Here is a 22927-nt window from a genome sequence, read left to right on the forward strand (position 1 = left end):
AGCAACACTGTCCCGTTTGAGTATAGCCTCTAAGGACCCCAAAAATGACAATGAAAACGTCCGATTAGAGTTCACTGCTTGGTCTCCCTCATTTTCAAAGATCGCGACGGGTCGTCTTTTTCCCAAAGACGCGATAGAGGTGCGCAGAAGCAGACTGCAGCAAAAGCTTTCTCTTATTGATGGTGTGGTAGCAACGTTCGCCAAATTCAGTGGCCGGACATACGGTGGGGTAAACCAGAACACTGACCCCTACCCAAAAAAAACTCGTGCGCGACAAACGCCACTACCTAAATCTGAATTAGTACTGGTCTTTTGGTATGCAAGGGGGAATTGGTGCGACCTTTTCCCCACTGCCCAAAAGGTCCACAGAATTAGCGTCGCATCCGGCCTTCGCCTTGCTGACGAAAGCCGGACTGCGCGTTAGCTCAGCATAAGATGATAAACCGAAGCGCAGACAAGCAGCGCAATAACGCACACTTCGGCTATATCTGCTGAGCGTTCCCAAAAACTCGGGATGTACTTTTTACAAATTACGAAGGGGTCATAGTGCCCTTCCTTATGCAGTTCATTCATCTGGAAACCCAACGAACTCGTTACTAACCAGCTCAGTATTGAATAGGTTCTTGTTAGGAATAAGACTGTTTCTGGGTCATTTTGGTAAAGTAACTACCGCTCTTGAATCTCTGTTTTATCAAGCGATGACAGTGGCTTAAGGTGCCATCTCACAACGTTAGTGTAAAAAAGTACACCTTAGAGTCTACTAATTGACACTTTTCGCCAATCCTGTACAACTAAAGCGTGCTCTATGGCTTTGTTGTTCGCCAGTTGCTTTGAGTGTGTTTGTGTTTTTAACCAGTATCCTTGTTTATAGGGCCTTTGAGTATGACTTTTCTTGCTACGTGCGTTGCTTTTTGCCACATGTCACTGTCCCAGGCTGCGGCCGAAGCGACGCACGAAGCAATTGATTTATCCATACCAATCCGCCCAAAGCCGCTTCTAGATTTCCCATTCATACTGACGCATGTCGCTGTCGTTTCGACCGCGATAATTCTCATTGCAAAGTCTCTAGAAATTCTGTTCTAGAAACCGTTGCCAGCCGGAAGTGCGCCGCACACCTGTTGCCAGGGCTTTCGGTTCTGGAAATGTTGTCTTGATGAACGCTCTTCGTCAGGCTCCGGAGCTGTTAAATCACAAGCAATGATTGGCGACAAAGCGGACCTTGGTGCGTTTCGCACCTAATGACTGCATCGAGCCGATTGTGTTCTCTAATTCCGCAAGGTGGTTTGAGCATTTTTGTTCCTGCCGGTTCCAGTGTTCTCTTCGCAGTAGGTGTTCCACCTCTGCATGATGGCGCAAGAAAGCGTTGATGGATCAATGTTGAAACCGCGTTTGGGATGGGTTTCCCTTCGCACAAAATCGGTCGATCTCATCACCGCCATTCGTCCCGGCAGGGACATTGCTCACCCTTTGTCGGGGCGATCTCGTATTTTCAATCTTTCCTATGTTGTTGCCCACTTGAATGATGTTCCATCACACCACATCCGGTGCAGGATCGTCGCCAGTTTACGAGCAATGGCGACGCGCGCTTTCTTGCCCCCGGAGCGTGCGGCGATTTCCATACCCCATGTCTTCAGCGCGCAGGTTTGTTTGGTCCGGGTCAGCATGACGTTGGCGGCCTCAAAGAGATGAGTGCGCAGCATCGTATCACCGCATTTGGATATCCGTCCTGTCCAGTCCACTTCGCCGGATGCATGGCGTCTGGGTGTCAATCCAAGATAGGCACCCACTGTGCGCGATCGTGCAAAACGAGCCGGATCATCAATGCCCGACAGGAATGCAAGGGCCGTCATTGGTCCAACGCCTGGAACGGTCATGAAGGCGCGTGTTTGCTCATTTTCACGGGCAATTCGCTTGATCTGTCGTTCCAGATCCAGACGTTGACGATCAACGTCCGCGCGAGCGCTCAGCAGAGGTCCCGCAATGTCAGCCAGCTCAGGAGCCTGCTGGGAAACATCGAGGGCACGTTTCAAGAACACACCGCCATTGGCCCGCCCGATAATGAGACCGAAGCTCTTGAACAGGCCACGGATCTGGTTTTCCAGGTCGCGGCGCATCTGCACCAAAAGGCTGCGCGCATTCAACAGCGCACGAATGCGATGGCTGTTCTCACTCTTCACCTGAACTCGGCGGAACCACCCGGTCTGCATGATACGCGCAAGACCCAAGGCATCATTGCGATCCGATTTGTTGATCTGCATCGACAGAGCAGCACTAGCATGACGCGCGTCAATGCAAACGGCTGGCAAACCCCATGCTTCCAACTCTCGCCATAACCAGCTGGACGTTGGTCCAGATTCCAAACCGACACGCTGCATCATCGGTGAATGTTCCGCCAGATATTCAGCGATCAGGTCGGGGTCAGAGACGACCACCCCCTCCTTAACCGCAACGCCCGTCTCATCCACGATACAGATCGACGTTTCTTTCAGTGACACATCCAGTCCAACATAGGTCTTCATCGGCTTTCTCCTTCGTGTTTGCCTGTGGCCAACATAACAAGCTGTGCCACGCTCCGAGGCTCGCACCACTCAGGAATTACGCCATGTTGAAAAACTCGAAAAACCCGCCCTCTCATTTTTCTGCCAATTTTCGTTGCGTTGGAAAAGTTGGCCCTATTTGCGTGTCGAGGGTTGTTAGAGACGCGCACATCGCCAAAGCTCTGATTTGGTCGAGCCCCCAGCCAAAATCTTCAACCGGCGCTCTATGGCGAAGTATTTCACCATTTCTTACAGAAAACAGAGTTTTTCAACACAATCAGCCCAATGCGATCATTCACTTACCGGCGTCTTAAGTCCGCTTCGGAGATTGCACTACTCGTTTCAATTCGCCACTTGGTACAGCGGCCATTCCCCCGGTACTCCTTTAGGTGCTGTCAGACAAATTCGAACCAGTCTCTGCAAGGACAATATGACTGCGCTTTATGCCGCACCGAGACCGCGCCACTCAGCCAGAGCGGCGGCGCGGTTGAGTTTGAAATTCGTTCGACTTGAGAGGCTGCGTTCCTGATTAAAATGGTTGTAAACGGATGCGTGGACGGAGGCGAATTTCTGCAAACTTCGCATCCGTCTGAACCGAAGCATGGCTCGCTCTCGTCGTCGAAACGGCAGGTGTGAATTCTCCACTCGGTTATTCAGCCAGCGACCCGTTTCCTGCTTGTCTGCGACGCCAATCTCTTTCAGCGCAGCGCCGTACGATGCCAGCCCGTCCGTGACGATGACTTCTGGGCGACCATGCTTACGCATTGCTTTCTTTAAGAATTTCAACGCGGCCTTCTTGTCGCGCGTCTTTGTCACAAAGCTTTCCAGGACTTCGCCTTCATGATCGACAGCTCGCCATAGATAATGCTGCTCGCCGTTGATCTTCACGAACACCTCGTCCAGATGCCAGCGCCACCGGCTGGATTTCAAACCCTCGATCCGCCGTTTTCGGATCTCAGAAGCAAACATCGGACCGAACCGATGCCACCAAAATCGAACGGCCTCGTGGCTCACGTCGATGCCGCGTTCGTGGAGCAAATCTTCCACATTGCGCAGCGACAGCGGGAAACGGACGTACAGCATTACCGCCAGGCGGATAATCTCACGACTTGTTTTGAAATAGCGAAATGGGTCAGATTTTGTCATCCGACGAGGCTACAAAACCGCCCTGCCCGCCTCAAGCTAATTTGCTCTGACAGTGCCTCCATGGCGAAGTTTTTCGCATTTTCTTCGAGAAACCAGAGTTTTTCAACACAATCAACCCAGAGCGGCCGGTTAAATTCGGTGCTGAATTGAAAAATACCCAAGGTACGAGAAAGCCGCGACCCAGTAGGCCGCGGCAGTAGTTTTATATTAGCTTCGAGCCTAGGTCTTGCGGAGGCGCGTGGCCAGACCAAGCACGCCCAAGGCGGTTAGAATAAGTGGCAATCCAGCCGGGAGCGGCACGACACCATTAACTGGCGGCGCTATTTCTTCCTGTAACCCAGCGTATCGCACACCCTGTTGCGAAAAGTTGTAGAAACCGAAAGAACCGTCACTAAACGAACCAGCCACACTGAGTTCTAGGACGCCGTCAACGCGGACCTGAACCAAACTGGAAGTGAAAATGAGGTCAAATAAGTAAGTTTGTCCTGGTACCCAACCAATTAATCCAAGAGTTGTTCCTCTTGCCAGTTCGGTAACATCACCCGTGTGGCTCCATGCCTCAGTAGTGTTCACCCCACCTGTGACGCGCGATATTGACAGTCCCGCTGGTGCAAAGCCGAAAGCATTTTGATCTCCACGTTTCCAGTCGATCAACAAATAATCAGCGGAATCGTCCACCAAGTCTCCTGCGTCATAGCCTAGAACAAAGCCGATGAAATCATCGTCCCCTCCGCTGCTCTCAACAGTGATCGACCCGCTGAGCTGCAAGCCTTGACTATCAACTCCACTGAAGAAAGTTGTTGGCGTGGGTGTATTTGTGCTCTGAAAGACCGAGTTGTTATCGGCCGCGATAGTCCAACTTCCGCCTCCCTCCGGAGAAGACCAAGTTGATAAGTCGACTGGCGCTGAGTGCGCTGCTACGCCTGTAACTGCAAACGCTGCCGCGTAGATGAAAGCATTTCTCATGGAATTTCCCCCGCAAATAAAAATGAGGTTATCAAAAAAACCACAGTTTCACAATAAATTTACGATTGGTGCGCGAAAGGAAACACTAAAGCATCCGACCAAAAACTTGAATCGTGAGGGATTCCCATAAGCGCTGATCTGTGATTTATATGTGGACACCGCCTTTGGCAAGGGTTGATTTTGTCCTGTTGCGGTGATCGGTTGCTTTCATATGTCCGGCCTGTTTGTGCAGCTTGAAACGATCTGCTGGCCTTGATGGAAATCCGCTGGAGAGGTCCCTAATCAACCTGGCGCGCTTGTGAGGCGCGGTGAATCAGACGGGTTTGTCTCGCCGTTGGCTCGATCGTTACGCATCATTGACTGCCTTTGCCAATTCGGATCGGGCTGCGCAATTAGGCGGCAAGCCCAAAAGGTCTATAGGTTTCTCCTTGTGTGAGCACCACCCATGCGATGCGCGCCAATTTGTTTGCAAGGGCCACAGATACAAGCCGGAAGGGCTTTTTCGCCAGCAAATTATTGACCCAGTCTGTCATGGGTGTCGGATTGCGCTTCGCGTGCCGCATCACTGCGGTCGCCCCTACAACAAGCAATCTTCGCAGATATCGATCGCCTTGTTTCGAGATGCCGCCCAAACGGGTTTTGCCGCCTGTTGGGCGCTGTCAGACCAATTCGAACCCGTCTCTGCAAGGACAATGAAGCTGCCCCTTATGCCGCGCCGAGGGCGCGCCACTCTGCGAGAGCGGCGGCGCGGTTGAGCTTGAAATTGTCTCTGCTGTAGAGGGCGCGTTCCTGATTGAAATGGTTGCAGACAGAGGCATGAACGGCGACGAATTTCTGTAAACTTCGCATGCTGCGGAACCGCTGCATGGCCCGTTCTCGTCGTCGAAACGGCAGGTGTGAATTCTCCGCGCGATTGTTGAGCCAGCGACCAGTTTCCTGCCTCTGCTCGTTGCCGATTTCCTTCATTGCCGCCCCGTAAGACCGGAGTTTGTCTGTCACCAAAATATGAGGACGCCCGTGACGCTTCATTGATTTCTTGAGGAATTTCAATGCTGCTTTGCGATCCCGGCGTTTCGTGACGTAGCTTTCCAGCACTTCACCTTCGTGATCAACCGCTCGCCACAGATAGTGCCGCTCGCCGCTGATCTTCACAAAAACCTCATCCAAATGCCACTGCCAGTTCGAGTATGTGCGCATCTGCTGAACTCGTTTGCGGCGGATTTCGGCGGCAAACATCGGGCCAAATCTATTCCACCAGAAGCGAACAGTTTCGTGGCTGATGTCGATCCCGCGCTCGTGTAGCAGGTCCTCGACGTTTCGGAGCGAAAGTGGAAATCGAACGTACATCATGACCGCTAGGCGAATAATCTCAGGGCTGCTGTGAAAGCCCTTGAATGGGTCTGTTTTCATCATGAGGATAGGCTACGGAAATGCCCTGCCCGCTTCAACGCCAATCCTTCTGACAAGACCGGCAGCAGCTCTGGCGCAAGGACCTCCCGAATGTATGCGGCGAAGGCTTCTCCATCCATTGCCCCTTTGATCACCCAGACTTACCTCACACGCGATGCTGCAAGGCAGGATGTGTTCGACTACATCGAGATGTTCTACAACCCAACACGCAAGCACACGAACAACGGCATGCTGTCACCAGTTGACTACGAAATGAAACAACAGAAAATGAGCGAAGCAGGCGTCTAGGAAATCAGGGGCACCTCATTCGGCAGGCGTACCGTTTTTTGCATTCTTGGCCAGCAGGATCTCGAATTTGTTCTGTATTTCGCGCAGTTCCTCGATGGCACCGCGAATGTCTCCACTGTCATAGAGCATGACTTCGACATGCTTTCCCACGTGCGACAGTTGTTTCTGAACTTCGTGCCGCGCTTCCTGAGCCAAGCTCTTCAACTCGTAATAACGTACCGGACGAGCAAATCCGCGCGGTTGAAACTCGCCCGCAAGGTCCGCCGAGACGACAGCTTCGACCAGGTTGTATGTGATTTCATCCATTACGATTTTGTTGGGCTCCGCAACACTCTGCAACCGAGAGGCAAGATTGACCGGGCTGCCAAGGACGGTGTAGTCGAGCCGTTGGTCTGAGCCGAAGTTGCCGACCGTACAGAAACCAGTTGCGATACCCATGCGCACCTTCAACCCGTTGGTGACGCCCTTCTTTCGCCAATTATTCTGCAACTGAGCGACCCTTTCCTGCATTCTTACAGCCATTTCGACACAACGAAGCGCATCCTCGGCTTCGCCCTCCGTTTCAGGATCGCCGAAAAAGACCATGATGGCGTCCCCAATGAACTTGTCGATGGTTCCACCACACTCAAGCGCGACGTTGGTCATTTCGGACAGATAGGAATTCACGACGTCGGCAAGGCGTTCGGGTTCGAGCGTGTCGCTGAGATCAGTGAACTGAACGATGTCGGAAAAGAAAATGTTCAGTGTCTTGCGCTTGTGCACATGTGACGTGTCTTCACTTTCTGAGAAGATGCTCTTGTAGATCTGCGGCGACAGGTATTTCGCCAGCCGGGTCGCAAGGTTCTGCAGTTCCTGGGTTTTCGCTTCGATCAACTCGCGGTCCCGCAGCTTCTGTTCCAGAAGTTCCTCGCGTTCCTTGCGAAGCGACCATTCTGCCGTCCGGTCGACAAACTGGCCTTGGATGCCGTTTAGGTAAGAAAAATCAGCGTCTTGCGTGAACGTGGACAGCAGCGAGTAGATCCGGTCTTCGCCGCTCGTGGAAATCTCGACCTTGGGTAGCAAGACCGAACCATTTTCCAACAATTCCGTTTTGTATGTATCGATCTGGACACTGGGAAGTCCGAGCTGTTCGAGCACATCAAACATTGAGGCGTTGGAGACATTTCCCAGCAGTGGAAAAAAAGCGCGGAAATTATCGTTGGTACGCAGAATCTCGAAGTCTTGGTTCGCGAAATATGCTGCGGTAATCGCGTTCTTGAAGTTGAAAAAGCTCAGGTCAAGGATCGATTTTTGATTGAAGAACTGCTCTGCGTTCATTTTCGTCTCTCCTGACGTAAAACCGCCCTGGCCTGATTGTCGCGGTACTGTGCGAGTTTGCCGGTCGCAGCGCCCCAACTCGTGACGCAGTAAGGAACGCAATAGGTCAAGATAACCTTCACAACTGGAGGGTAGTCGCCCGCGAGGATGGCGTCGCCATGATTGATGCCGGTCAGAACTGTCCCAACCACCAAAGCCGTCATAGCCGCTTTGCGTGGTGTTCCTCCGCCGAACAGCAATTCCGGTATGCTCGGTTCGGACTGTGTGATCAGCGTCTCCAATACGTATCTCAGGGGCCAAGTCGGCGCTGCGATCATTCTTCGGATGCCTCAGCATACCAATCAGTTTAGAGGAGCATACTTTTTCCAGACTAGCCAGTGTTTTTGGTTAAACCCCTATCGGGATGAATGGGCTTTGGAGCCGTTGAACTGAACGGCGGTTTTGTCCGGCGGTTTCAACGGGTGCGCCTCTCAACAGAGGACCAGCAAACTGATCTCCATGCATTACAATCAGGCGGCGTCTGTCATTGGTGCGGTGGATCAGCCGCGTACATGACTTCTGGATTCACAATTTCAGGCGGCAAATCGACGGTGCTGTCAGACTAATTCGAACCAGTCTCCACAAGGACAGTGACACTGTCCATTAATTCGCGCAGAGACCGCGCCACTCAGCCAGAGCGGTGGCACGGTTGAGTTTGAAATTCGTTCGACTTGAGAGGCTGCGTTCTTGATTAAAGTGGTTGTAGACGGAAGCGTGAACGGCGGCGAATTTCTGCAAACTTCGCATGCGCCGGAAGCGGAGCATCGCCCGTTCTCGTCGTCGGAAAGGCAGATGTGAATTCTCCACTCGGTTATTCAGCCAGCGGCCGGTTTTCTGCTTGTCTGCGACGCCAATCTCCTTGAGCGCAGCGCCGTACGATGCCAGCCCGTCCGTGACGATAACATCAGGATTGCCGTACTTACGCAATGCTTTCTTTAAGAATTTCAACGCGGCCTTCTTGTCGCGCGTCTTTGTCACAAAGCTTTCCAGGACTTCGCCTTCATGATCGACAGCTCGCCAAAGATAATGTCGCTCCCGATTGATTTTCACGAACATCTCGTCCAGATGCCAGCGCCACTTGCTCGATCTCATGGTCGCAATACGCCGTTTTCGTATCTCCGCCGCGAACATTGGACCGAAGCGATGCCACCAGTATCTCACCGCTTCATGACTGACATCGATGCCGCGCTCGTGCAGGAGATTCTCGACATTTCGAAGGGACAGAGGAAACCGCACGTACAGCATCACCGCCAGGCGGATGATCTCCGGACTGGTTTTGAAGTAGCGGAATGGGGAGCGTTTTGTCATCTCGGCAAGCTACGAAACCGCCCTGCCCGCCTCAAGCCGATTTTGTCTGACAGTACCAAGATTTCCACGTCGGAATAGTAGGACCGCATGGTTGACGGCGCGTAGGCCCCCTCAAGACGCTTGAATTCTGCACGCCAATTGTGTTCGAATCTCACCAGCATAACTCAGAATATAATTACTTGCGTATTTTATGCAAGTTACAGGATTTTACGCAATTGATTACCTCATCTCAAATTCGTAGTGGTCGAAGCGCTCTAGGCTGGTCCGCTACACAATTGGGAGAAGCGGCAGGCCTTTCATTGCGGACAATTCAAACGGCCGAAGCGGAAAATGGACATAACAAAGTCAGGAAGAGTTCCATTCTCGCTATCAAAGCGACACTCGAAGCCGCCGGCATCGAATTCATCGGCACGCCCGACGATGGCCCCGGCATTCGCATCTATGGCGGGTCGCCAAAATCGTGACCAAGGCCGCCAACAAAAACCCGGTCGTCGGCATGAACCTGTCCACGCGTCGCGCCCTCGCACTGACCGCGACAGCCATTCTAAGCTTTGTTATCGCCTATCTGACACTGTCGCCGTCACCACCGCACGTCGGCTTAGAAGAGCTTCTCTCTGATAAAGCCTACCATGTCATCGCGTTTGCGGCTTTGATCTTTCCAAGTGCGCTGCTTTACGCGCGCAGTTTGATCTGGGTGATCCCGGCCGCACTCCTGTTTGGCGGCGCGATTGAGCTCATCCAGCCCTACGTGGGCCGTGAAGCCGAGGTCGCAGATTTTCTGGCGGATGCGGTTGGGCTCAGTGTCGGGATTGTCTCTGGCTTGGTCTTGCGCATGCTCCTGACCAAACTTCTCCCAGCCCCGGCTGCACCCAGCAATTAGGTCAGAGCGGCCTCAATACTGGGTACGCAGCCTGCCCGCACCGCTCTGCGCTAAAGAAAAATCCAAAAAAGTGACACGAGTGTAACCTGCTTCACAGTCAGACGGCGCAGCACGGGGTAATGTGAAACGCATCAGGGAGGATATGAGACATGCAGTCCAGTATCAAAACAATCCGCAAGATCAGTGCTGAAGTTGTGAAATTCATCACGATGTGCCACTTCATCCAGACACGCGTGAACGAGTACCACTAGAGAAAGACCAGAACCTCGTAAGGCCGGGAGGCACCAGGTGCAAAACTGCACCAGTGCCTTTATTGTTTCAGGAGGGGCGCACGGACCTGGACGCCGGCATCCGATCCGAACTTCCTGAGAAAGACCGACTGGCGCTGTTCTCCGGTCACAGCTTGCGCGCCGGACTCGCCAGTTCGGCAGAAGTCGACGAGCGCTATGTCCAGAAGCAGCTTGGCCATGCAAGCGCCGAAATGACCCGCCGTTACCAGCGCCGCCGAGACAGGTTCCGCCTGAACCTGACGAAGGCAGCCGGGTTGTGACGTGGATCAGGAGTTTTCCGACTTCAAAGCCGAAAGTGAGGCAACATGGCGAGGGAGATCGCTGCGGGAATGTAGGATATCCACGATGATGACCTCGTCCGATCGATCCAGAAAGACCAGGAAATGCTCCCCTGCCCTTATGAACCGCAGGTCTTCGACATCATCAACGAGAACTGCGCAACTCCGGCTATGGGCCTGGCCATTCATAATACTTTCACAGCGGTTGAGCAATTCGGCCTCGTAAAGCTCTGCTTGGCGCAGCCCAAAATTTTCGATCGTCCATCTGGCGATTTCAGTGAGGCTGGCTTCCGCACGACGGGTCAGCCGGAAGGATCGGCTCATGAACGCGCGCGCGCAGTCGCAAAGGCCCTACGGATCGCATCTTTGCCACTGCCGTCCGCAATATCACCCGCCTTGGCCTGCGCCAGACCTTCAAGGAGACCCTTCCGGATTCCGGCCAGCTGTGCTTCTTCCTGCTCGAGCAGCCTCAGGCCAGCGCGCATGGCTTCACTCACATTCTGGTAGCGCCCAGACGCCACCAGTGCTTGAACCAGATGGTCTTGGGTCTCGGTCAGGACAACGTTGCGTGTCACCATGGGCCGGGTCTCCTTTATTGGCAATATATGCCAATGCCCAGTTTTGGTCAATGGAAGCTGATCTTGGGCGACGAACAGCCATCATGTGACCTCTCCTCCCGTCGCTATCAATCGGTCGTTTAGTGGCGATACCTTAAATTGCAAACGGCCCGATTTCATGCCCCTGATAGGCTATGCGCGCGTATCAACAGAGGATCAGACCCCCCTGCCCCAGTCTGAGGCCCTTCAATCTGCGGGTTGCGCCGAAATCTTCGAAGAACACGCCTCCGGCGGCAAACCGGAATACCGGCGCGCATCGGCCATCAGCCAGAAGAGGTCAGGGAGGGAAAGGTGAACACATTTGTTTCAGAAAAATGCGCCGGATTATCCATGTCGGCGATCAAGAAAATGGCCATTCTCAGCGCGGGTGTTCCAGGCGCGGCATCGCTTGCATGGGGGTTGCCGTCTTTTCGTACACCTAAGTTCATTCGCATGGCCATTAAAACCGCGCTGGAACAGGACCGCGACATCCAGCAAGCCGGATTGACGGTTGGGTGATCGGCCAAAGTTGCCGAACGCACCCGCCCTGAAACGGAGCAGGAGCGCGTCTAGGCGGCGCTGGCATGGGTCTCCCCGCCCGCTGTATATAGGCGGGGCGGGGTACGCAGGGCGCCGGATATGGGCGCTGGCTGGGTAACTAAAGGCCGCATTTATCTCAATGTGTCGGTGTGCAGGAAACAAATGCTGGTAAAGACCGCCTGAAAATGTGATGATAATACAAAGAACACTCGAAACAATTCGAGGAACGAGGCAGTAGTTTGGCGAAATTAGTCGTTACCACAAGCGGCACGACAATTGTCGTGAAAAATGGCGATTCCGTTCTCGTTGATATAGTTGGCGGTGGAACCGTTACCATTGTCGCGGCGCCGGACGCCAATATCAAGAACCTCAAGATCGACTTTGGCGGGAATGACCACGTCGCCGACGAAGTAGAAATCGATCTTTCGACTTTCCAGAGTTACAGTCTGCATATCGATATTAACGATTACGACCCTACTGACTCAGTTGTCCTGAATAATGCTTTCAACCGCCATGTCGATCCAGGAAAAGAAGACGAATACAACTTTGAATACATTGGTGCAAATGGCGCCACGTTCAACGGCTTCCTCCGCGCCAAAGATAAAGGTGAAAAGGATTTCACAGACCAACCTCCTCCGATTGTCATCTGCTTTGCGCAGGGAACAATCATTGACGCCACTCTTGGTCCGACGCCCGTCGAATGTCTGACCGAAGGCGATCTGGTTCGCACCAGAGATAATGATGACCAGCCTATCAGGTGGATCGGCCGTAGGCGGTTGGACAGTCTTGAACTGGCCCGCAGACCCAATCTCGCACCGGTCCGGATCCATACTGGCGCCCTCGGCCGCGGTCTGCCACATGTAGATCTGACAGTGTCGCCACAGCATCGGATTCTTGTCGAAGGTTGGCAGGCCGAACTGCATTTCGGCGAGTCGGAGATCCTCGTCCCCGCCATCGCCTTGGTCAACGGAAAGTCCGTTCGAACGTTGCCCGATATTGACCAAATCACCTACTATCACCTGCTCTTCGACCAACACGAAATCATCACCGCAAACGGCGCTCCGACAGAAAGTATGTTGACCGGTGAAATGGCGCTTTTAGCATTGGATCAGGAAGCCCAACATGAAATCCAAATGCTTTTTGAATCGCGACAAGAACCAAGTGGCGTTCAACGTGCCGCCCGGCCCATCCTGCGCCAGAGAGATGCGGCGATCTTCAAAGTCGCCTGAAGAAGTACTCGCAGCAAAGCACGGCCAATTGTCGACCCAATCGGGGCAAAAGTGCATCTGCTGATACTTCAGACCGGCCATTCGCCGCACAGGACAGGAGTGGCGTCTTTGTGAGCGTCAGCTCAGTAGCACTTCTGCTCTGACGATCGGGCCGGTCATTCGCCGCAGACTGCACCAATGGCTGCAGAGCGGACAAATTTGCCGTTGCGGTGTCTGCGCAGAAAGCCTGCTTCGCAATGGATTATCATTTCAAGCGAAGTGACAGAGGAAACGCTTTCTGGCAGTCTTATTAATTGAAAGCGAGGACAGTTTGCCCAGACCTAAAACCCACTATGCCAATTGTGGCGACCTCAATATTGCGTATCAGGTTTTCGGAGATGGTCCGTTTGACCTGCTCTTCGCACAAGGTTGGTTGACCAACGTTGAATATGCTTGGGAAAGCCCAGATTACGCGCGTTTCCTGACCAAGCTTGGTCGCATGGCAAGGGTCATATTTTTCGACAAGCGCGGAACAGGTATGTCGGACCGCGATGTCGGCGTAGCGACATTGGAACAGCGATCTGAAGACATAAATGCGGTTTTGGATGCGGTGGGGTCTGAAAAGGCCGTACTTTTCGGTGTGTCCGAAGGTGGCGCTATGTGTTCAGTTTTTGCCGCCACATATCCCGAGCGTGTCAGCCATCTGATACTCAATGGCAGCCGACCAAAATACGTTTGGACTGAAGATTATCCGTATGGCGTTAAGCCAGAGGAAGTTGAACCACAAATCGCAAGCTTTCTCGAAAACTGGGGAGAGCCTTTTGCGCTAAAAGATGGTGCACCAAGTGTCGCCGACGACCCAGCAGTCGCGGATTGGTTTGCCTCGTATTTGCGGTTTTCAGCAAGCCCGCGTGCGGCAGAACAGATCACACGTATGAACTATCAAATAGATTACCGCGATATTCTACCAATCATTCAAGCTCCGGCTTTGGTCATTCATCGCGAACATGATTTGTGGTGCCCGATAGAAAACGCGCGCTTCATCGCAGACAACATTCCCAACGCCAAACTGAGGGTAATCCCCGGTAACGACCATATTGTATGGTACGGAGATCAGGACAGGCTCATTGCGGAAATCAAGGAATTTGTGGTTGGTGAAACATCTGGTGCGTCTGTAGACAGGGCGCTTAAGACAATTCTGTTTCTAGACATTGTTGGCTCCACAGATCACCTGTCAACTATGGGGGATGAGAGGTGGAAGAGCATCCTCGAGCAACTTGATTTGAATGTTGGCCGTAGAGTTTCCGCGTTCGGAGGCAGACGTATCAAGCATACAGGTGACGGCTATCTTCTGTCTTTCAGTGGGCCAACACGAGCCATCGAGTTTGCGAAAACGATTGGCGAGGATATCGACCGGCTCGGACTGCAATGCCAAATTGGAATTCACACTGGCGAGTGCGAGATGCGCGGCGAGGACTTGAGCGGGTTGGCGGTTCATATAGCTGCCAGAATTATGTCAGAGGCTGCGCCACAAGCAATTGCAGCTTCACAAACAGTGAAGGATTTGGTTGTTGGCTCAGGTTTAGAATTCACTTCGCTTGGTAGCCGCGAGCTTAAAGGAGTACCGGGGGAATGGCCGCTGTACCAAGTGGCGAATTGAAACGAGTAGTGCAATCTCCGAAGCGGACTTAAGACGCTGGTAAGTGAATGATCGCATTGGGCTCGGAACGGACCTTCGCCGAATTTTGTTGAGCGTCTCCTGTCTCGTGTTTAGCCGTCGTTCGCGACTAGAAAATCGAAGTTTTGGTTGTGAATGATGGGTTTCAGCGGTACCGGACATTCGCTGCACGCCTGTCGAATGTCTCAGTTGCGGGCTTAACCGAGTTATACCGTTGGCGTAATAGTTTTGTGCGAAAGTGCAACTCCGCCGATCTTGAATAGCGGGGCAGTCGGACGCCCAAGTGCTACTAGATTCGACCTTTTACAATGTTGACGCCCGATCGCCAAATATCTCAAATCACGGTTGAGGGTGTGAGAAGAAATTTAAGCGCCGCTGTAAGTTTGGGCTCGGAGCGGGCATCCGTTAGTTTCTACCCAATGACCGTTGCGCGGTCCGAGCAGCCTTTCGGATCAGCATATGGTATTGTCCACGTCGAAGATATTAGGGAGATCGATGCCATGACAGAAATGCTACTCCATCACATTTCGTATCCCGTGAGAGATGTTGAGGTGTCGGCCTCTTTCTACGAAGATCTTTTCAAACTGGAGCGCTTGCCTCGCCCGCCATTTCCGATACCAGGCGTGTGGTTGGGATGTGGCGATCGGCAAATCCATCTCGTGCTGAATGAAGCTGGAACTTATCGAAGCGCCCCGTCTCCCAACATCGCCGACGTGCACTTCGCATTCTGCACGGACGACTTCGAGGGAATGGTCGAACACTTGGAGGCGGCTGGTTTTCGAGAGGATCTGCCCGAAGGTGACAGAAAAAGAGTTCTCATGATTCGTGAAGGCCTCGCCGGCTTCCCGCAACTCTATCTGTTAGACCCCGATCTCAACACGATCGAAGTGAACGCAGCCCAAATGCCGGGAGAAACGTGAGATTACAGTTCTATCGCTACCGCTATGGGCTCGATGCAGTCATTCGACTATTTTTCTCTGTCGACCGGTTCGTCGCGTTAAGCAGCCGTTCATGACTGGAAATTTGAAGTTTTGGTTATGAACGACCACTTACCACAAGAGCGGACACTGACGAAAAATTGGTCTACTTCCGCTCTGCGGGACAGAACGGACTTCTATTTAAACTATGCCGACTCTGTCGCATCGTGATATCGTATCGAAGCCAATTGGCACTAGAGCGCCCTAGCATTGGTAGCCCGAAGCGAACGGCTAGTTGATGGCGCCAATTATTTGCCCTTCGTGACCTCGCAGACAACGTGCATATAATGAAGGTGCCGCCTTGCCTGACGGGTCCAACAATTCAGGGAATATTGTCAAGAGTTCCAGCGCATCCGAATGCGTCACTGCGGACAACGCCATGTCACCCGGATACAGAGTTTCGGCGGGAAGTGAGTTGGCGAAGACGATCTGATGCTGTTCCGTTGCAAAGTGATAATACGTGACGGGTTTGTTTGATGGGCTTCGAATTATCGTTTGATCGTTTACCAAATGCACCGCAGGTACTAGTACACCATACTCGCCAAACAGCAACTCGGCACGCCAGCCGCAGATGAATATCCGGTGCTGGGGCGATACATATAAATCTCTCTTCGGCCGTCCTTGACCCAGGGCATCTCGCTTGATCAGCACTGGCCTGAGGTTTGGAAAGTTCCGCAGACTTTGCGAGTCCAGCCGTCGTGAGCCAACCCATCGGATCTTTTTGCTATTTCCGTCGTGGGTTAAAACACGGTCTCCAACTTGCAGTTCTTCCACAGGGCGCGAGCCAGTCTCAGTATCAATTAAGGTTCCTGCAACAAAACAAGGCACTGCATCCGCATCAATCTGCACAGACACAATGAGTGAGTCGTTGTTGCCGTTACCGTTGCCGGATGAGGCGCTCACTACCAAGGACATCGTCACACCCGTTGGTGGTATCGTTGCACCCGGAAGTAATGTCACTGTGACTAGGCCTAAAGCGGATACGGTGACGGTGTATTCGCCTGGGTCGAGCGCGCCGTCGTTTTGCACGGCCACGGACCACGTCGCCGGTGCTTTAGAAGCGGTATATTGTCCAGACGTAGACGTCTGACCTGCTAATATTGTTAGAACTGAGGGTCCAGTTACCTCTTGACTGGCCATTTTTTACTTCCTTCTCTGCCTACGAGCCTGATAGCGGCAAAACACAAACCCAATTTGACCAAACTGTGTTTGGAAAAAGGCACCGTCTTCACGCAGTTTCTCAAGCACGAAATGTAGGCTACTTTGGCTCGGAACGAACCTTCGCCGCAGGCTGCACCGATGTCGGCTGAGCGGACTTAGACGACATCCATGTTACACGTCCTCGAGGTGCTGTCAGACCAATTCGAACTCGTCTCTGCAAGGACAGTAAGGCTGATCCTTATGCCGCACCGAGACCGCGCCACTCAGCCAGAGCGGTAGCGCGGTTGAGTTTGAAATTCGTCCGAGTTGAAAGGCTGCGGTCCTGATTAAAGTGATTGTAAACGGATGCGTGGACGGAGGCGAATTTCTGCAAACTTCGCATGCGCCTGAAGCGAAGCATGGCCCGTTCTCGTCGTCGGAACGGCAGATGTGAATTCTCTGCCCTATTGTTCATCCACCGGCCGGTTTCTTGGCGGTGTTCCGCACCGATTTCTTTCAGCGCAGCGCCGTACGATGCCAGCCCGTCTGTCACAATCACTTCTGGGCTGCCGTGCTTACGCATTGCTTTCTTTAAGAATTTCAACGCGGCCTTCTTGTCGCGCGTCTTTGTCACAAAGCTTTCCAGGACTTCGCCTTCATGATCGACAGCTCGCCATAGATAATTCTGCTCGCCGTTGATCTTCACGAACATCTCGTCCAGATGCCAGCGCCACTTGCTCGATCTCATGGTCGCAATACGCCGTTTTCGTATCTCCGCCGCGAACATTGGACCGAAGCGATGCCACCAGTATCTCACCGCTTCATGACTGACATCGATGCCGCGTTCGTGCAGCAGATCTTCCACGTTGCGCAGCGACAGCGGGAACCGGACATAGAGCATCACCGCCAGGCGGATTATCTCACGGCTCGTTTTGAAATAGCGAAATGGATCAGATTTGGTCATCCGACGAGGCTACAAAACCGCCCTGCCCGCCTCAAGTGATTTTGCTCTGACAGTACCCAACAGAGGCCTGCATTTGCGCAAAAGCACCAAATAGACCTTCAGCAAACTCTCTTGCTGCATCCGTCAGCACGAGTTGGCGGGTCTTTCGGTGAAAGAGTTTCTTCCCAAGATGATCTTCGAGTGCACGAACCTGATGGCTTATCGCCGCCTGTGTCACATGTAACTCTTCTGCCGCTTTCTTGAAGCTCTGATGCCGGGCGGCGGCTTCAAAGGCGTGTAACTGTTTGAGCGGAGGCATTCGGAAGACCATAACGCATCATACACAAATTTTTCTTTTCTATGTACCAAAAAACCATCGTTTGTCATGGGCCCCCAGACCGGAGCATTCTTTCTTCAGAGACCACCAAATCAAGAGACCATAAAGAGGAAATGACAATGCACTCCGGACAGAAAACCAAGCCATTTGCTGACTACGAAATGATGATGCTTCGGGAGGGGTGGAACCCCCGATGTGAACTACTTGAGTTGGAAATTACCCGGCTTGAAGCTGGCCATGAAATGCGCGGGAGTTTCACATGCGAGGTCTGCGTCCGCCTTGCGGCAATACTTCACAAGGCCGCTCGACGTCTTGAGGAATTTGCTGCGACCAGCGAGCCAGTTTGACCGAAAAACACTGCGGACAGAGCGACCGTTCTGTCCCGCAACTGAGACATCCGAGACGTGAGCAGCGAACGTCCGGTTCCGATTTGCACCAATTTGGCCGAGTTCAACGACCGCTTTGGGGAAATTCTGCCGCAGCGCCGCGAAACGGTCGCGTTTTCGATGCGGTTAGTTCGGTGAATTATGCTGCACTCGCATCGGGCGGCTTGCTTCGGCTGCAAAAAGTGAAGGACCTCCTGGTGACGCAGGAGGCATCATTTGGTGGAATGTAATTCCAGGTACTGCTTGATGACATCGTCAGTCACGTTCCCGGAGGTCGTCGAGAAATACCCACGCGCCCAAAAGCGTCTGCCCCAATACCGCTTGCGCAGGTCAGGGAACTCCATCTGGATGCGTCGGGATGAGCGACCCTTGATGCGTTGCATGACATCGGACAGGGACAGCTTGGGCGGGATCGACAGGAACATATGGATATGATCGCGCGCCAAAACGCCTTTCACGATATGGACACCCAGTTCTCCGCAGGTCTGGATGATTATTTCACGGATCCGCTCACGCATGGCACCCTGCAGAACCTTGTACCGGTACTTCGTGGCCCATACGACGTGGTATCTATGATAGAATCGCGTGTGCGCGGATGACGAGTAGCGCATGATCTTCTCTCCTGAATTTTGAAACCATACCGCCTCAGCGGGTTTCAAAATTCAGGAGAGAAGATCAGAATAGATTCGCTGAAGCGAACCGGCTGGAAGCCGGTGGCTTAAATCCATTAGGTGGAAAGTAAAATAGCTGCAAACAGCAATTCCTTTTTTTTGTGCTTCCACCAAGCCGTCGCTTTTTAATTGCGGCTAAGCACCCGCCATGAGTGGCGTTTCATTTGGGCGTGAATGTGCTTAAATGGCTCTGCCGAATTTCGATCAGAGGTAACATGTCCCCAGAATTGCAGATCTATTCTGTCCCGATTGCTGCGATGATCGTCGGCGCGTTTGCGTTTATGCTGGCCCCGCGCATTCTTGGGCTCAAAAAAGATAGCGAAGGAGCCTCGCTGCAAGTGATGACCCTGCGTGTCGTGCTGGTGATTTTCCTCGTGCTGCAATTATCCGACATCGTTTTGCACAACATCGTCGGGATCTATTACAACCGGATGCTGCTCAACATGTCGTTGACGGTTTTTGCGATTACCATATGCTTTGTTTTTTTCAATGTCTCAGGACGTATGCTGGACGCCAAGTTTGGCGCAACACGGCAGATTGACGGCAAAATGGTCGCTGTTCCCAGCTATCACAGCCGCATGGCGAGTGTTGTATTGCTCGGCGCAATGTTGATTATCCTGATCTATGTTTTGATTGAGATTTGGGGCCTGAACAGCCTTTTGGAGAAAACCGGTTTCATCGGCATTATTGCAGCGTTCTTCGTGCTCACCAGCGCGATCTGGTTGCCGGATCTGTTCCATGGCGTCGTCCTTCTGGGATCGTCCATGGCCGAAGAAGGCGACACAGTCATTTTGCGCGACCGTGATCGTCTATGCATCATCAACCGCCTTACTCCGTTCTATACGCTGCTTCTGGATGTGGATAAAAACCACCGCATTCTGGTTCGAAACTGTGATCTTATGAAGTGGGGTATCGAAAATTACACAAAGCGCGCATCGGTTGACGGTCTTCGCCGGACGCTCGAATTCAAGCTGGGGTATCCATCTCCGACAGGTGCGCGCGATCCGGTAACTAACCTATTCGAAAAGATTGAAAAATCTGTAGATGCCTGCTGTGCAAGGGCTTTTGAAGACGACCATATTATGGTGAATAAAAAACTATCTTTCGAGTGGGCAGCGGTGGACGCCGGTGACTACGCGCTTTCATTCCGGTTGTATTATTATCTGTCACCCCTCCCCGAAACGAAGCTTACCAGTAAAATACGTAAACACATGCGCGCTACGGATAACGCGATTGTCAGGATTATGTTCGAAGAAGCATTTGCACGCAGTCTGAACCTTGCAACACCTGCACTTGTGCACTTGGACACGTCGCAAAAGACCGCGCAACCAGCGCCGCCACACGCACCTTGAGCCGTTCAGTCAGCCCTTACGGCTGTTGAATTTGAACTGTCAAATTCCATGCGCCACCTTGTCCGTTAAGGTCCGCAACGCGCGCAATCAATGCGCCTGCGCTCGTCAGCATAGCGTCTTGCTTGGTGTCAGATGATACTGCGGTGATCAGATTGCCTTGCTGTTCAAAGATAGTCATTTCCACGCCTTCTGGCCCGTCGAAATAGAATGAAACCGCTGTTTCGGCCGGTGCCTCAATCTGCACGTCGATAATTTCACCCGGTTTCAAGACACCGGTGGTGGCACCGGGAAGAGCGAGTGAAACAGTTTCACAAGCCGGCAGCGCGAGGGTTTCAAGCACAGCCGGGTCGGCTCCAAACCATGGCCTAAGCCGACAGCAGCCACGTTGTAGCCGTAAACATGCTTCTGATAGCGAAAATTTCAACTTTTCGATAGCATGTTGTCCATGGCTTCAACCAACCGTGGTTTTTGGCATAATGCTCAGATAGTTTAGGGAAACGCAAAAAGGACACAAAATTTGCCTTCAGATGGCGTGTTCGCAACAAGGATTTTTCTGTTGTCTAGTTGCTCAAATCAGTTCCAAAGTCTCGAATGTCAGACAAAAGATACCTATTGCAGCTACTTGGTTTAGCTTGTCACCCTCGGTCAATCTCCTAATGTTGCAAAAAACACTACTGGAAAGGCCTCGAATGCTACGTCGAGCGTTATGTATCCTCAGTCTTATTTTAATCGGCTTACTGGTCCTCAACGGTCCGCCCGTGTTTGCCCAATCGACAGACGGTTCTGACCAGACTCGGTCACCTGCTGATGAAAAACTCCCGTCAGAAGATCCCACGCCATCACTTACCAACGCTGGCGAAATCGATATCGACGCGCTGGCAAAGGAGTTCAACCTGCCCTCACATATCCTGGATCCTCGGATCGAGAGTGAGCGGTTGGAGCTTTTGTTACTGCCGCTAACTGAGACGCAACTCGCCGCAGCATCCGAGGCGTGGCAGCGTATTGTTCAGGAACAAACACAGGATGTTGTCGACGCTACGCTGCGGGTCAATGAATTGGATGGAGAAACAGCTGATGTTTTTCGGGAGCGAGTCGCAGAACTCGCTGACGAACGACGACACATGTTCGACAATTTTGTTCTCGTTTTGAATGACTGGCAGAAAAAAGGTGGTAGTGCTGACGAAATCGCCAAATACCGAGCCTACCGCAGCGCCATAATTATTGACGAGATCCGCAATGCGGATGTCGAAACATTGCACCAGCGCGTTCTGAAATGGCTCACCGCGCGTGACGGGGGCATCAAAGTTGCAATTGACAGTATCGTTGTTGTGGTGTCGCTGCTCGGGTTGCTTTTTGTAGCGCGGATGATCCGCTCTGTCACGCGGCGTTGGATGGGCCGGATAAGTGGTTTGTCTTCACTTCTTTCGACATTTTTGGGCGGGCTGTTTTATTGGCTGACTTTGATAATTGGATTGATAATAGTGCTGTCGATTTTGGGCATGGACGTGGCACCACTGTTCGCCCTAGTCGGCGGTATCAGTTTTATTTTGGCCTTTGCGATGCAAGAAACTATCGCCAATTTCTTCAGCGGGTTTATGATAATGATAAATAAGCCGTTCGATGAAGGCGACTATGTCGATCTTGAAGGTTTTGCAACTGGTACTGTCCAACAGACCAATTTGATTTCAACAACCATTGCCACAGTCGACAACAAGATAATCGCGGTTCCAAACAACAGGGTCTGGAACAGTGTAATAACCAATGTCACTGCCAGTGCGACACGACGCGTCGATATGGTCTTTGGCATCAGCTATTCTGACAGCATTGAACAGGCGATCAAATTGCTTGCAGAGTTGGTTGCAGCCCACCCTCTTGCTCTGGAGACACCCGAACCGGCAATCTGCGTCGGAGAGTTGGCGGATTCTTCAGTGAATCTACTGTGTCGGCCTTGGTCGAAAACGGAGGACTACTGGACGCTTTATTGGGATATGCAGCAGTTGGTAAAAGAACGCTTTGATGCCGAAGGCATCTCGATTCCATTCCCGCAACGTAGCGTTCATATGGAACAATCTAACTCTGATTTAAATGTTCAAACAAAGCGATCGGTTGAGAACACGGACTGAGTGCAGGAGCTTGCGCCCGACCTGCTTCGTGCGCCACAGGGAAGCCAAGAAGCCAAACAACCTCTGCTATGGGCTCTCACCGGTCATTCGCTGCGGAGCGCGCCGAGGTCTGCTTTGCCGCCAATCATTTCCTGAAATTTTTTAGGGGTCAGAACCTAATCACTTGGTGAGCCTTGTCTAATTATCTCAAGTTGATCTGCCCCATTTGAGTGGTCCAGTTTGAATGCTAGAGCGGCGTCCATTTAATCTGCACCATATCCGGCAGCCTTGAAGAGGTTTCGGCACTCGTCTGGTGGGAAGAGTTCACAGGTCTGTGCAACAGATTGGAATAGAGTGTCGAAGGTTCGCGCCTTGAGCCGTCGCAAGTGCGCCTTGAGCTTGGAGTAGGCCATTTCAATCGGGTTCAGGTCTGGGCTGTAACGCAAACGCAGCGAATTCACACTTGGTCCGCAAGGCGGTCATAAATACAGAGTGCAGCGAACGTCTGGTGCCGGTGAAAGCAGCCATTCGCAACCAA

At 52.4% G+C, this 22927-nt stretch carries 23 protein-coding genes and 4 pseudogenes; 11 read left to right on the forward strand and 16 right to left on the reverse strand.

The features are described from left to right. Positions 1-1499: 1499 nt before the first annotated feature. The 5 genes and pseudogenes from OLX72_RS20095 to OLX72_RS20115 form a co-directional block, all read right to left on the reverse strand. The gene (locus tag OLX72_RS20095; RefSeq protein ID WP_433989436.1) at positions 1500-2519 is read right to left on the reverse strand and encodes an IS110 family transposase; all 1020 of its coding nucleotides are present in this window, start codon (positions 2517-2519) and stop codon (positions 1500-1502) included. A 459-nt stretch (positions 2520-2978) separates the two neighbouring features. Continuing rightward, complete coding sequence (locus OLX72_RS20100) at positions 2979-3683, reverse strand: IS6 family transposase (protein WP_433989437.1); 705 nt, start codon at positions 3681-3683, stop codon at positions 2979-2981. Positions 3684-3902: 219 nt separating this feature from the next. Then, the gene (locus OLX72_RS20105) at positions 3903-4649 is read right to left on the reverse strand and encodes a VPLPA-CTERM sorting domain-containing protein (RefSeq protein WP_433989438.1); all 747 of its coding nucleotides are present in this window, start codon (positions 4647-4649) and stop codon (positions 3903-3905) included. Positions 4650-5041: 392 nt separating this feature from the next. After that, a pseudogene (locus OLX72_RS20110) lies at positions 5042-5299 on the reverse strand (transposase); the annotation flags it as partial. 55 nt (positions 5300-5354) lie between these two features. Next, a complete protein-coding gene (locus OLX72_RS20115) occupies positions 5355-6062 on the reverse strand; it encodes an IS6 family transposase (protein ID WP_433989439.1) in 708 nt (235 codons plus the stop codon). Between the two features lie 138 nt (positions 6063-6200). Here OLX72_RS20115 and OLX72_RS20120 point away from each other — a divergent pair. Further along, positions 6201-6347: pseudogene (locus tag OLX72_RS20120) on the forward strand (IS3 family transposase); the annotation flags it as partial. Between the two features lie 15 nt (positions 6348-6362). Here OLX72_RS20120 and OLX72_RS20125 read toward each other — a convergent pair. From OLX72_RS20125 to OLX72_RS20135, 3 genes are all read right to left on the reverse strand, one after another. Continuing rightward, positions 6363-7664 (reverse strand): adenylate/guanylate cyclase domain-containing protein, encoded by a 1302-nt coding sequence (locus OLX72_RS20125; protein ID WP_433989440.1) that lies wholly within the window; start codon positions 7662-7664, stop codon positions 6363-6365. Then, positions 7661-7945, reverse strand: a complete 285-nt coding sequence (gene nrtS / locus OLX72_RS20130) for a nitrate/nitrite transporter NrtS (protein ID WP_433989441.1) — start codon at positions 7943-7945, stop codon at positions 7661-7663. The genes OLX72_RS20125 and nrtS overlap by 4 nt, the downstream gene beginning before the upstream one ends. A 361-nt stretch (positions 7946-8306) precedes the next feature. Next, positions 8307-9011 (reverse strand): IS6 family transposase, encoded by a 705-nt coding sequence (locus OLX72_RS20135; RefSeq protein WP_433989442.1) that lies wholly within the window; start codon positions 9009-9011, stop codon positions 8307-8309. Between the two features lie 179 nt (positions 9012-9190). Between OLX72_RS20135 and OLX72_RS20140 the strand changes: the two genes are divergently transcribed. From OLX72_RS20140 to OLX72_RS20150, 3 genes and pseudogenes are all read left to right on the forward strand, one after another. Further along, positions 9191-9475: a transcriptional regulator gene (locus OLX72_RS20140; RefSeq protein ID WP_433989443.1), complete on the forward strand. Its 285-nt coding sequence runs from the start codon at positions 9191-9193 to the stop codon at positions 9473-9475. After that, positions 9472-9891 carry a VanZ family protein gene (locus tag OLX72_RS20145; protein WP_433989444.1) on the forward strand — a complete coding sequence of 140 codons (420 nt, stop codon included), beginning with the start codon at positions 9472-9474 and terminating at the stop codon, positions 9889-9891. The genes OLX72_RS20140 and OLX72_RS20145 overlap by 4 nt, the downstream gene beginning before the upstream one ends. Positions 9892-10219: 328 nt before the next feature. Next, positions 10220-10441 (forward strand): annotated as a pseudogene (locus OLX72_RS20150) (tyrosine-type recombinase/integrase); the annotation flags it as partial. 6 nt (positions 10442-10447) lie between these two features. On the opposite strand, the gene OLX72_RS20155 reads toward OLX72_RS20150, so the two are convergent. Together OLX72_RS20155 and OLX72_RS20160 are read right to left on the reverse strand one after the other, a co-directional pair. After that, positions 10448-10783 carry a type II toxin-antitoxin system RelE/ParE family toxin gene (locus OLX72_RS20155; RefSeq protein WP_114869442.1) on the reverse strand — a complete coding sequence of 112 codons (336 nt, stop codon included), beginning with the start codon at positions 10781-10783 and terminating at the stop codon, positions 10448-10450. Next, complete coding sequence (locus OLX72_RS20160; RefSeq protein WP_114869441.1) at positions 10780-11037, reverse strand: type II toxin-antitoxin system ParD family antitoxin; 258 nt, start codon at positions 11035-11037, stop codon at positions 10780-10782. The genes OLX72_RS20155 and OLX72_RS20160 overlap by 4 nt, the downstream gene beginning before the upstream one ends. Before the next feature lie 157 nt (positions 11038-11194). Between OLX72_RS20160 and OLX72_RS20165 the strand changes: the two genes are divergently transcribed. The 5 genes from OLX72_RS20165 to OLX72_RS20185 all read left to right on the forward strand — a co-directional run bounded on the left by OLX72_RS20165 (position 11195) and on the right by OLX72_RS20185 (position 15401). Next, positions 11195-11371: a recombinase family protein gene (locus tag OLX72_RS20165; RefSeq protein ID WP_433989445.1), complete on the forward strand. Its 177-nt coding sequence runs from the start codon at positions 11195-11197 to the stop codon at positions 11369-11371. Then, positions 11368-11574: a hypothetical protein gene (locus tag OLX72_RS20170; protein ID WP_433989446.1), complete on the forward strand. Its 207-nt coding sequence runs from the start codon at positions 11368-11370 to the stop codon at positions 11572-11574. Before OLX72_RS20165 ends, OLX72_RS20170 begins: the two co-directional genes overlap by 4 nt. 260 nt (positions 11575-11834) lie before the next feature. Beyond that, complete coding sequence (locus tag OLX72_RS20175; RefSeq protein ID WP_433989447.1) at positions 11835-12824, forward strand: Hint domain-containing protein; 990 nt, start codon at positions 11835-11837, stop codon at positions 12822-12824. Positions 12825-13134: 310 nt separating this feature from the next. Beyond that, entirely contained in the window at positions 13135-14463 is a 1329-nt protein-coding gene (locus tag OLX72_RS20180) for an adenylate/guanylate cyclase domain-containing protein (RefSeq protein WP_433989448.1), read from the forward strand. A 518-nt stretch (positions 14464-14981) separates the two neighbouring features. Then, positions 14982-15401 (forward strand): VOC family protein, encoded by a 420-nt coding sequence (locus OLX72_RS20185; protein ID WP_433989449.1) that lies wholly within the window; start codon positions 14982-14984, stop codon positions 15399-15401. Between the two features lie 288 nt (positions 15402-15689). On the opposite strand, the gene OLX72_RS20190 is transcribed toward OLX72_RS20185, so the two are convergent. The 4 genes from OLX72_RS20190 to tnpA all read right to left on the reverse strand — a co-directional run bounded on the left by OLX72_RS20190 (position 15690) and on the right by tnpA (position 18875). Next, the gene (locus OLX72_RS20190) at positions 15690-16598 is read right to left on the reverse strand and encodes a Hint domain-containing protein (protein ID WP_114870423.1); all 909 of its coding nucleotides are present in this window, start codon (positions 16596-16598) and stop codon (positions 15690-15692) included. A 259-nt stretch (positions 16599-16857) separates the two neighbouring features. Continuing rightward, a complete protein-coding gene (locus tag OLX72_RS20195) occupies positions 16858-17562 on the reverse strand; it encodes an IS6 family transposase (protein WP_433989450.1) in 705 nt (234 codons plus the stop codon). 31 nt (positions 17563-17593) lie between these two features. Next, positions 17594-17860, reverse strand: coding sequence for a LysR family transcriptional regulator (locus OLX72_RS20200; RefSeq protein ID WP_433989451.1), 267 nt, complete (start codon positions 17858-17860; stop codon positions 17594-17596). 616 nt (positions 17861-18476) lie between these two features. After that, entirely contained in the window at positions 18477-18875 is a 399-nt protein-coding gene (gene tnpA, locus OLX72_RS20205; RefSeq protein WP_433988602.1) for an IS200/IS605 family transposase, read from the reverse strand. A 275-nt stretch (positions 18876-19150) separates the two neighbouring features. Between tnpA and OLX72_RS20210 the strand changes: the two genes are divergently transcribed. Next, positions 19151-20287, forward strand: a complete 1137-nt coding sequence (locus OLX72_RS20210; RefSeq protein ID WP_114870411.1) for a hypothetical protein — start codon at positions 19151-19153, stop codon at positions 20285-20287. 16 nt (positions 20288-20303) lie between these two features. Here OLX72_RS20210 and OLX72_RS20215 read toward each other — a convergent pair whose 3' ends face one another. Beyond that, positions 20304-20627: a hypothetical protein gene (locus OLX72_RS20215; RefSeq protein ID WP_114870412.1), complete on the reverse strand. Its 324-nt coding sequence runs from the start codon at positions 20625-20627 to the stop codon at positions 20304-20306. 418 nt (positions 20628-21045) lie between these two features. Here OLX72_RS20215 and OLX72_RS20220 point away from each other — a divergent pair, with 418 nt between their 5' ends. Next, positions 21046-22410 (forward strand): mechanosensitive ion channel family protein, encoded by a 1365-nt coding sequence (locus OLX72_RS20220; protein ID WP_205388938.1) that lies wholly within the window; start codon positions 21046-21048, stop codon positions 22408-22410. Between the two features lie 242 nt (positions 22411-22652). Here OLX72_RS20220 and OLX72_RS20225 read toward each other — a convergent pair. Next, positions 22653-22829 (reverse strand): annotated as a pseudogene (locus OLX72_RS20225) (IS630-like element ISSpo6 family transposase); the annotation flags it as partial. Positions 22830-22927: the final 98 nt, after the last annotated feature.

The sequence above is a fragment of the Sulfitobacter sp. TBRI5 genome (genome assembly GCF_051013555.1).
Lineage (GTDB): Bacteria > Pseudomonadota > Alphaproteobacteria > Rhodobacterales > Rhodobacteraceae > JL08.